The 10,350-nt window shown below is 65.0% G+C and carries 8 protein-coding genes; 5 read left to right on the top strand and 3 right to left on the bottom strand.

The annotated features are described in order from the left end of the window. Positions 1-10 precede the first annotated feature (10 nt). Positions 11-1,213, bottom strand: a complete 1,203-nt coding sequence (locus AD664_RS04785) for an NAD(P)/FAD-dependent oxidoreductase (protein WP_053144783.1) — start codon at positions 1,211-1,213, stop codon at positions 11-13. 315 nt (positions 1,214-1,528) lie between these two features. After that, positions 1,529-2,548, bottom strand: a complete 1,020-nt coding sequence (locus AD664_RS04780; RefSeq protein WP_053144781.1) for a GlxA family transcriptional regulator — start codon at positions 2,546-2,548, stop codon at positions 1,529-1,531. 179 nt (positions 2,549-2,727) lie between these two features. Here AD664_RS04780 and AD664_RS04775 point away from each other — a divergent pair, with 179 nt between their 5' ends. The 4 genes from AD664_RS04775 (at position 2,728) to AD664_RS04760 (ending at position 7,453) form a co-directional block, all read left to right on the top strand. Further along, entirely contained in the window at positions 2,728-3,702 is a 975-nt protein-coding gene (locus AD664_RS04775; RefSeq protein ID WP_053144779.1) for a helix-turn-helix domain-containing protein, read from the top strand. Positions 3,703-3,784: 82 nt separating this feature from the next. Further along, positions 3,785-4,717, top strand: coding sequence for a transporter (locus AD664_RS04770; RefSeq protein ID WP_047738082.1), 933 nt, complete (start codon positions 3,785-3,787; stop codon positions 4,715-4,717). Between the two features lie 11 nt (positions 4,718-4,728). Beyond that, positions 4,729-5,979, top strand: a complete 1,251-nt coding sequence (locus AD664_RS04765; RefSeq protein WP_053144777.1) for an MFS transporter — start codon at positions 4,729-4,731, stop codon at positions 5,977-5,979. Between the two features lie 16 nt (positions 5,980-5,995). Then, positions 5,996-7,453, top strand: coding sequence for an amidase (locus tag AD664_RS04760; protein WP_083454138.1), 1,458 nt, complete (start codon positions 5,996-5,998; stop codon positions 7,451-7,453). A 229-nt stretch (positions 7,454-7,682) separates the two neighbouring features. Here AD664_RS04760 and AD664_RS04755 read toward each other — a convergent pair whose 3' ends face one another. After that, entirely contained in the window at positions 7,683-9,170 is a 1,488-nt protein-coding gene (locus tag AD664_RS04755; RefSeq protein WP_053144774.1) for an aldehyde dehydrogenase family protein, read from the bottom strand. Positions 9,171-9,375: 205 nt separating this feature from the next. Here AD664_RS04755 and AD664_RS28015 point away from each other — a divergent pair, with 205 nt between their 5' ends. Further along, the gene (locus tag AD664_RS28015) at positions 9,376-10,347 is read left to right on the top strand and encodes a methyl-accepting chemotaxis protein (RefSeq protein WP_053144772.1); all 972 of its coding nucleotides are present in this window, start codon (positions 9,376-9,378) and stop codon (positions 10,345-10,347) included. The last annotated feature ends 3 nt before the right edge of the window (positions 10,348-10,350 follow it).

Below are 10,350 nucleotides of genomic sequence, written 5' to 3'. Positions count from 1 at the left end.
GCGGGGCGGATTACGCCACTGGAATCGACGGGTCTGCCGCGGCCAGGGCGGCGGCGCGATCAGCGGCCGGCGGGTAGATCCAGACGCTGTTGATCTGGGTCTTGAGGTCCTTGGCTTCCTGACCGACCAGCTTGAGCTGGCGATCCCAGCCTTCGGTGTACACCGCGCCCCAGGCGCCGAGGTCCAGGCAGGTCACGTACTTGGGCTGGCTGTAGGGCATCGGCGCGACGCCGAGCAGGTCGGCCGCGACGTTGTGGCCGGCGTAACGGCCCAGGGCGATGGCGTGCTGGCAGGACATCACCGCGTGGTTGCCCAGCGTGTCGGTGGCGGCGTAGGCCACGTCACCGGCGGCGAAAACATGGGCCTGCCCCAGCACTTTCAGCTGGCTGTCGACGTGCAGGCGGCCCTGGGGATCCCGGGTGCCAGCGATATGCTGGGTCAGTGGGCTGGCGCGAAAGCCCACGGTCCAGATCACGGTGCGCGATTCGATGCGCTGGCCGTTCGACAGGGTCACGCCGGCGGCGTCCACCGACTCCACCGAAGCGTTGAGGATCCACTCGATGCCCAGGTGCGCCGAGGCTTCGATGATGGATGGACGGATACCGTCGCCCATCGAGGCCGCAATCTGCGGGCCGCGGTCCACCACGATGACCCGGATGGGCGCGTCCTCGCCGAGCACGGCGCGTAGGCGCGCGGGCAGTTCGGTGGCCGTTTCGATCCCGGTGAACCCGCCGCCGGCGACCACGACGGTGTTGCGGGCAGGGCTGTCCGGCAGGTGGGCGAGGGCCTTGATGTGGTCTTCCAGTTGGGTGGCCTGTTCGATCTGGTCGACGTCGAAGGCGTGCTCGACCACCCCGGCCAGGTCAGGGCGAATCAGCTGACTGCCGGCCGCAAGCACCAGGCGATCATAGGCCAGCGTGCCCTGGGCGCCGGACGCATCGTGGTAGCTCACCTGTTTGAGCGTGTCATCGACACTGTCGGCAAACCCTTGCACGAAGTGCACGCCCACCGCGTCGAACAGGCCACCCAGCGGGGCCAGCATGGTGTGTACGTCCGGCTCATAGAACCGCGGGCGGATGCGCAGTTCCGCCTGGGGCGCCAGGACCGTGATCTGCACGTCGTTGCGATCGTGCAGGTCCAGCAGGCGTGCCGCGCTCAAGGCGCTCCAGACCCCGCCGAAGCCTGCGCCGACAATCAGAATATGCTGTTTCATGAGTTGCTCCCGAAGACTGGATCGATACGTCGAGTTATTTAGGTTTTCAGCGTGACAGTGATGACCAGGCGTGATTGAAAACAGCTTGGCTGGCATCAACAGCAAGGTGATGTACAGCAATGCGGGGATCCGGTCGGAATGGGTTTCGGAATCGAGCATGACGATTCTGCACGCCACCACTCGCCCGACCGCTCAGCCCAGGGCATTGCCTGGGTATCTTAGAAGCGCGGCATTTCCATCCGGTAGGACATAAAACCCTGAAATCCGGCCAAGCCCGCCCACCAGGCCGGCTCGGAGCCGCCCCTGCTTATGCGATCAGCGGGAAAAGCGGTTGCGATAGTCCCGTGGGGAAATCGAGAGATGGCGCTGGAAGGTATTGCGCATGCGGTCCTCGTCGCCGAAACCGCATGAACGGGCGATCTGGTCGATGTTGCGCGGGGAGTCTTCCAGTTGTCGTCGTGCGGCTTCGAGGCGGAACAGTTCGACGGCTTTGGCCGGGGTGCGGCCGGTCTGGCGCTTGTAGACCCGGGCGAAATTGCGTGGGCTCATGCCGGCCTGTTGGGCCAGTCGGTCGATGGTCAGGTGGGTGTCGTCCAGGTGTTCGGCGATCCAGACGTGCAGTTCATCGAATCCGGCGCTGTCCTGCATCTGCAATTGCAACATCTGGCTGAACTGTGCCTGGCCGCCAGGGCGCTTGAGAAAGACCACCAGTTCCCGGGCCACTTGAAGCGCCACGTCGCGACCGCAATCGGCCTCGACCAGCGCCAGGGCCATGTCGATCCCGGCACTGACACCCGCCGAGGTCCACACGGCGTCCTGTTGGACGAAGATCGCATCCAGGTCCACCTCGACCAACGGAAATCGGCTCCTGAGCAGGTCGCACATGGCCCAGTGGGTGGCGGCCCGGCGTCCATCCAGCAGACCGGCCTGAGCCATGAGGAACGTCCCGCTGCACACCGAGGCGGTGCGCCGAGCCTTGAGCGAGGCAGCCCGCAGCCACGCCACCAGGTCGACGCAGTCGATCATCGCCTGGCGTATGTCCGGCGCGCCGGGCACGATCAGCGTGTCGATGCCGGCGCCGTCCAGCCGGTCCAGGGCACAGGTGTCCACGACCAGCCCTTCGGCGGTGCGCATCAGCCCGCCCGCCAGGCTTGCGGTGTGCATTGCATAGCCGGGCAGTCCGCGCTCGGCCATGGCCTTGGTGGCGGCCCAGAACACGGTCTGGGCGCCGGTCAGGTCCAGCAGGCCCATCTGCGGGTAGGCCAGGAAAACCAGCGTGCGCGGGCGGGACATCGATTCGGTAGCAACGCCTACGTCCTGGATCATTTCGTTCATGGTGGTTTTCGCGGTGGGTGATCGTCGATGGCGGGGGTATCCAAGTGCCGCCCTGCGCCGGGTATGCGGACCTGGTCGATTATCCGTTTTCAGCACAATTGCACAATCGTTTGCCTGGACGGAACAGAATTTGCGTGGCCTTCGGCTGGTAAGTCCTGCAATCACCAAGGGTCAGGTCAATGAGCAATCCCACTATGGCGCACCGACCGCAGCCGGTGCCGTTGCCACCGATCAATCGGTTTCGCACGGCAGACATCGACGAGCATGCCCGCAACATGGGCGGCTGGCAGGTCAGCTACAACCAGTTGACGCCCGGACGCTTCGAAGGCGAGCTGATCGAGTTCCGCTCGGACTGGATGCAATTGGTGCGCGACCGCTCTAATCAGGCCATGACCAAGCACGGGAAGGCCTGGGACGGCGCCATTACCTTCAGCGTGCCGTTGAGCGCGGACGGGCCGGTCTTTTGCTCCGGACACCCGATCCTTGAGCCCAGCCTGCTGGTCGCCCGGGGTCACAATCTGCCGGAATTGCGCACGCCTCAGCACCTCGACCTGCTCGGTGTCGCCGTTGACGAGCGGGCGCTCGAACATGTGCTGGAGCGCCAAGGCAGCCGTTTTCGAATTACCGATCTTCCCAAGTGTTACCGCCTCGGTGACTCGACGTTGCCGGTCGAACTCGCCGCGCTGTTCGATGAGCTGGAAGGGGGCGAGCAGGGCCGCGAGTCGCTGCTGGGGTACGAGTCGATCCGCCGGGGCCTGCGCGACACCGTGATGTTGCAGGTGCTGGAGCTGGTGGCACCGGACCAGGCGGCGCCTCCTCTCAGTCCCACCGCGCGCAAGCGCATGGTCGACCGTGCCCGGGAGTACGCCATGACCCATGTCGACGAGCCGTTGTCGATCCTGGACCTGTGCAACCACATCGGCGCCAGCCGGCGCAAGTTGCAGTACTGCTTCCAGGAAACCCTGGGCATCAACCCGGTGGCCTATTTGCGGGCATTGCGCCTCAATGCCGTGCGTCGCGAGTTGCGCAATGGCGATCAGGCCCATGGTGTCCAGGAAGTGGCTGCGCGCTGGGGATTCTGGCATTTGAGCCGGTTTTCCAGCGACTACCGGATCCTTTTCGGCGAAACGCCGTCGCAAACCCTGCGTCGCTAGCATCTGTGCTGAAAACGGATAACCGCCCGCGCGCCGGCTGCCTAGGATGACCCCACCACCACTTGGTCGGAAGGGGCATTCAATGAGTCAGAATAAGAAAACCAACCGCTTGCGTTGCATGTGCTTCACCTTGGGAATGTTGGGTCTGTGTGCCGCTGTCCAGGCGACAGAAAACGGTGCACCGACCACGGCAGTCGGAGTCTACGATTTTGGCGCGGGCATGATGCCCCCGGCCACGCCCTACGGGACGGTCGGCCTGCGTACGGCGTTCTATTCGGCCAACGTGCAGAAAGACCGCCACGGCAAGGCACTGGACAACAATTTCTCCCTGGACGTGCTCTCCATCGGTCTGGCCTACATGCGCATGACCGATTACACCGTGCTGGGGGCCAAGTACGGTTTCGGCACCGTGGTGCCGTTCTTCAAGATGGACGCCTCGGTGCGGGTGCAGACACCGGTCGGCCCGCTGGACCTGGAGGCCGATCCGTTTCGTCTCGCCGACATCCAGGTGTTGCCGGTGATCCTGCAATGGACGCTGTCGCCGAATCTGTTCGTCAATGCCCAGTTCCAGGTCCAGGCGCCCACGGGCGATTACGACAAGGATCGCCTGATTTCCCCTGGGCTCAATCACTGGACATTCTCCCCGATCCTCAACGCCACTTACATTTCCGACAGCGGCTTCGAGGTGTCTTCCAGTTTTGAAGCCGACATCAACACCCGCAACGAAGACACCGACTACAAGAACGGCGTCGAGTACCGGCATGAGTTCGCCGTGGGCCAGCACGTCGGGCCCTGGACCGTGGGCGTGGGCGGGTATTACTACCGCCAGTTCACCGACGACGATGCGCCGGGGCTGGAGTCCGGTAACCGCGCCCGGGTCATGGCCGTCGGGCCGGCGGTCAGCTACTTCAAGCCCGGCATGCCGCCGGTGTGGTTGCACGTCTACAAGGAGCTTGACGCGCGCAACCGCGCCGAGGGCTACACCGCGGCGTTGCGTATTTCCCAGAGTTTCTGAAGGGGCTCGTCATGAACCAATCAAATTCCGTATCAACGGCCCCGGTGCGTCAGGCCGGTGGGCGTGAAGGGCTGGTGCTGATGCTTGGCAGCAGCCTGACCATCATGGGTTCGGTGATGGTCGCGCCGATCCTGCCCCGACTGGGCGCCGAGTTCGGCCCCGTGGAGCCCCGTGCCGACCTGCTGGTGCCGTTGGCGGTCACCGGTCCGGCCCTGGCGATTGCCTTGTTCGCGCCTCTGGCCGGATGGCTGGCCGACCGGGTCGGGCGCAAGGCCTTGCTGGTGATTGCCACCTTGCTCTACGCCGTGCTTGGCGCACTGCCGGCGCTGCTCGACAGCCTGCCGTCGATCGTCGGCGCGAGGCTGTTGTTTGGCTGCACCGAAGCGGCGGTGATGACGTGCTGCGCCACACTGATCGCCGACTACTGGCAGGGCGAAGAGCGGCTGCGCTACGTCAATCGCCAGGTGGTGACCATCGGCTTGGTGGGGGCGCTGTTTTTCGTGGTGGGGGGCGCGCTCGGCGAGCACTCGTGGCGTTCGCCGTTCCTGTTGTACCTGCTGCCGTTGCTGCTGGTGCCGGCGATGATGAAGGTGTTGTGGGAGCCGCCGGTGACCCGGCGCCACAGCGTCGAGCAACCGCTCGCCGATTCGGGCCCGAGCAAGGTGGCGGTGCTGCAACTGGTGGTCGGCTACCTGATGGTCATGGGCGGCATGGTCCTGACCTTCGTTGTACCGATCCAGGCACCGATGCTGCTGGTCAGCCTCGGCATCACCTCCAGCACGATGATCGGGATGGCCGCCGGGCTGAGCCTGTTGGCGACCCTGGGCGGCTCGTTGATGTGGCCGCTGTTGCGCCGGCGCTTCGGGGTTGCCGGTTGCAACGCGCTGTTGCTGGGCCTGATCGGACTGGGGCTGTGGCTGCTGATGCGTGCCCAGAGCTACAACGCCGTGCTGGTGGCGGTGGTCATCCAGGGCCTGGGTTCGGGGCTGTTGGTGCCCAACGTGATGGCGCCGGTGATGAACGCATTGACCGCCACCACCCGCGGTCGAGGCTTGGGCGGTTTCACGTCCTGCCTGTACATCGGCCAGTTCGTCAGCCCGCTGGTGGTGGCCTTCGTGGGCAGCTTCGCCGGGGACCTGCGCCAGTCCATCCAATGGCTGGCCTTCGCCGGATTTATCGCGGCACTGCTCTGGGTGGCCGTGGGCCTGCGCACACGCGGCCAGGGCCAGTCGACTTCCATCGGTACACGTCAATCGTCATGAAACAAGGAATCTGAACATGGGTATGCAAGACATTCACCATTTGATGGACCGTGAAGACGGCACGGCGCTGGCCGAGTGGGTCAGGCGCGGCGAGGTTGGCCCTGGCGAGTTGCTGGAAACCGCCATCGAGCGCCTGGAGCAAGTCGAGCCGCACATCAATGCCGTGGCCGAGCGGTTGTACGAGTCGGCGCGGGAGGTCGCCCGCACGGCCGCGGTTGGCCAGGGCCTGCTTGCCGGCGTGCCGACCTTGATCAAGGACTTGTTTTCCCCGGTCGCCGGTGCGGCGATGACCAACGGTTCTCGCTCCCTGGGGGATTTCCGGGCGGACTTCGAATCGGAAGTGGTGACGCGTCTACGGCGCGCGGGTTGCCAGGTGATGGGCACCAGCACGTCGCCGGAGTTCGGCACGTCCTACTCCACTGAATCCACGCGCTTCGGCGCTACGCGCAATCCGTGGAGCACCGGGCACAGCGCGGGCGGTTCCAGCGGCGGCGCGGCGGCACTGGTGGCGGCCCGCGTGGTGCCCTTCGCCCATGGCAACGACGGCGGTGGCTCATTGCGCGTGCCGGCGTCCTGCTGTGGCGTGTTCGGTTTCAAACCCAGTCGTGGCTTGTTGCCGTCGGGGCCGATGGTCGGCGAGGGCTGGGCCGGGATGGGCACCGCCCATGCGATCACTTTGTCGGTACGTGACAGTGCCGCGCTGTTGGACGCCACTGCCGGCATCGACCTGGGCGCGCCCTATGCCGCGCCGGTCCAGGCGCTGCCGTATGTGACGGCGGTGCAATGTGACCCACGACCGTTGCGCATTGCCCTGGTCGAACAACTCGCGCCCTGGCCGACATCGTCCCAGAGCCTCCAGGCCTTGAACGAGGCCGCGCGGTTGTGCGAATCCCTGGGGCACCGTGTCGAGCCGGTCAGCCTGCCGGTGGTGTTGCCGGAGTTTCTCAACCAGGTGTTCACCATCATTGGCGCCAGTACCCGGCACTATGTCGACTTGCTGGGCCAGATGCGGGGCGCGCAGGTGCAGGCGGAGGAGTTGGAGGTGCGCACCCGGATCATCCTGCGGGACAAGGGGCATGTCACCGGTGCCCAGTACGCCGGGGCGGTGGAATGGATTCATGCGTTGGGGCGGCAGTTGGCGACGTTCATGCAGGATTACGATGTGATCCTGACCCCGGTGCTGACCCGTGAGCCGGCGCCCATTGGTGAGCTTGACCTCCAGGACGTGTGCATGAGCCTTGAGCAACTGATCGAGCGCTATCACAGTTACTCGCCGTTTACCGCGCTGTTCAATGCCAGCGGCCAGCCGGCCATGTCGGTGCCGTTGTCCTGGAGTGCCAACGGCTTGCCGATAGGCGCGCACTTTGCCGGTCGCTTTGGCGAGGAAAGCACCTTGCTGGCCCTGGCCGCGCAACTGGAACGCGCCCAACCCTGGCGCGGCCGCGTGCCGCCGGTCAATGCCTGCCGGGGTTGAGCATGGGCGGTGGAGACACCGCCTATCCATGTTGTAGAGAGAGGGCCGCTTTCGCGAGCAGGCTGGCTCCCACGGAAGGTGGGAGTGAGCCTGCTCGCGAAGGCGATTTCTGCTTTGGATTATTTCCAGCTGACCCACCGCTTTCGCGAGCAAGCTCGCTCCCACAGGCGGTGGGGGTTGTGTTTTCAAGACCCGGTGGGCACTGAGTGTCCGCCCACCGGAGCAAGGTTCAGTAGCGGATCATTACCGATTTCAACTCGGTGTAGTCATTGATGAACGCGCTGCCGAATTCCCGGCCTATTCCTGAAGACTTGCTGCCGCCAAAGGGTACGGCGGGGTCGAGCAGGGTGTGCATGTTGACCCACACGGTGCCGGCTTCGATGGCCGGGACCATGCGCAGGGCTTTGCTCAGGTCTTGGGTCCAGAGGCTGGCGCTGAGGCCGTAGGGCGTGTCGTTCATCAGTTCCAGCAGTTCTTCTTCCGTGTCGTAGGGGAAGAACGTCGCGATCGGGCCGAAGGTTTCTTCGTTGAGCAGGGCGTCGTCGCGGCGGTTGGCGAGGATGATCGTTGGCTCGACGTAGCAGCCCGGTCCTTCGATCAGCTTGCCGCCATGGACGATGGTGTTGTTCTGCGCCCGGGCCTTGGCGAAGAACTCGCCGAGCTTGCGCTGATGCGAGTGGTTGGTGACCGGGCCGAACTCGGTGCGTTCGTCCAGGGGCGAACCGATGGTGAGTCGGGCCAGGCGCTGGGCGAGTTTTTCCATGATCGGCTCGATCTGTGAACGATGGACAAAGAACCGTTCCGCCGCCGCGCAGATTTGCCCCGAGTGCAGGAAGCCGGCTTCGATGATGCCGTTGACCGCCACCTCTTGATCGACATCGCGCAGAAAGCCCGCGGCATTTTTCCCACCCAGTTCCAGGGTCGACCGGGTCAGTCCGGCGCCCATGGCTGCCTGGCCCACGGCGAGGCCGGTGGGTACCGAACCGGTGAACGAAACCTTGTTGGTGCCTGGGTGCTCGATCAACCCTTTGCCCACCTGGCCGCCACCGGTGACCACGTTCAGGGCGCCCGCCGGCAGGCCAGCCTCGATCGCCAGTTCGGCAATGCGCAGGATGGTCAGCGGCGTGAACTCGCTGGGCTTGATGATGATGCTGCAGCCGGTCACCAAGGCTGACGCCAGTTTCCAGATGGCGATCATGGTGGAGAAGTTCCACGGCACGATGCCCACCACCACCCCGACCGGTTCGCGCAGGGTGAACGCGGTGTAGCGCTCTCCGGCGAAAGAGGGCAGTGACGGGGTGATCGTCTCGCCGCCGATCTTGGTGGCCCAGCCGGCGTAGTAACGCAGGAAGTGCGCGGCCTGGTCGACCTCGAACGCGCGGGAAATGTGGATGATTTTTCCCGACTGGCAGGTTTCGATCTGGGCCAACTCTTCGCGGTGCTGTTCCAACAGGTCCGCGAGCTTGAGCAGCACTTGGCCACGGACCGCCGGTGCGGCCTGGGACCACTGCCTGAAACCGCGTCGAGACGATTCCACCGCGTGATCGATATCGGCCGTACTGGCGTCGCTGACCTGGGCGATGACGTGGCCGGTGGCCGGGTTGATGACGTCCAGCGTCTGGCTGCCTTGGCTTTCGACGTAGCGACCATCGATGAACAGTGCGTGACGCCGGCCGAGAAAGGCTTCGACCTGAGGCAGCAGGGCAATATCGCTCATGGGTGTTTCCTATCGCGAAGGGAAAGCCCCGAGGTTAATCGCTGCGCGGCGGCCCGGCTTGACTGTGCCTGCCGCGCGGCATGTGCGTGCCTGCCAGGACGTGGCCCTGGCAGCCAGGAGCAAGGCCTTCAGCAGCCAGGTACAAGCCAGCGGCGCGTGTTTGCGGTCAGATCAGTGTTTCGACTCGATGGCAAAGGAGCGGGCGATGTTTCTCCAGACCAACCGACACAAACTGGCGTTGAGCGCCCAGGTGCAGCGAGCACTGGCCGGCGACACCGAGGACACGCCGATGCTCGACGCGTACCCAGCGTTGCGGACAGGCCTGGCCCAACACGCCCGGCAAATGGCGAGTAGCGCCGAGCGTTGCCTTCAGGTCGAGGCCCAACTGGCCGAGCAGGCCGCGCGGTGGCAGCAGGGCGAGCGCGAACGGGAGATGTTGCGCCAACAACTGGAACAGGCTCAAGGCCGCGAACAGTTGTTGGAGCGCCAACGGGACGAATACCGTCAGCAAGTGCAGCAACATCACCAGGAAGCGCAGATCTGGGCGTTGTTGCAATCGACGCTGACCGAGGGCTGCTGGGACATCACGGTGGTCAACGGCGACCTGCAGCACCCGGCCAGCAGCATGCGTTTTTCCAGCCAGTTTCGCGCGTTGCTGGGCTATGGGGCGGACGAACTGCCCGATGGCTGGGATGCCCAGGTCGGCATCACGCACCCGGATGACCTGCCGAAGATCATGGCGATTTTCGACCGCGAGATCCTCGGCACCCAGGGCAGTGGCGAATACGTCTTCGAGTACCGCATGCGCCACAAGAGCCGCGACTACATCTGGTGCCGCGAACGCGGACGGGCGGTGCGCGATGCCCAGGGACGCTTGGTCCGGGTGATCGGTGCGGTGCGCGATATCAGCGACGAGCGCTCGGCCCAATCCACCCACCACCGCATGCTGGAGCAGAACCAGGTGACCTACGCCCAGATCGCCACGGTGGTCGGGGTGATCAAGGGCATTGCCGACCAGACCAACCTGCTGGCCTTGAATGCCGCGATCGAAGCCGCCAGGGCCGGTGAGGTCGGGCGGGGGTTCTCGGTGGTCGCCGACGAGGTGCGCAAACTGGCCGAAAGCACGCGCCAGGCCACGCATCAGATCCAGACGATGTTGCACCAGCACAAGCAATAGACG

Source organism: Pseudomonas sp. P97.38 (assembly GCF_001269745.1).
In the GTDB taxonomy this organism is placed as follows: domain Bacteria; phylum Pseudomonadota; class Gammaproteobacteria; order Pseudomonadales; family Pseudomonadaceae; genus Aquipseudomonas; species Aquipseudomonas chlororaphis_E.
Note: the sequence above shows the minus strand (reverse complement) of the source record. Positions and strands in the feature narration are given on the sequence as shown.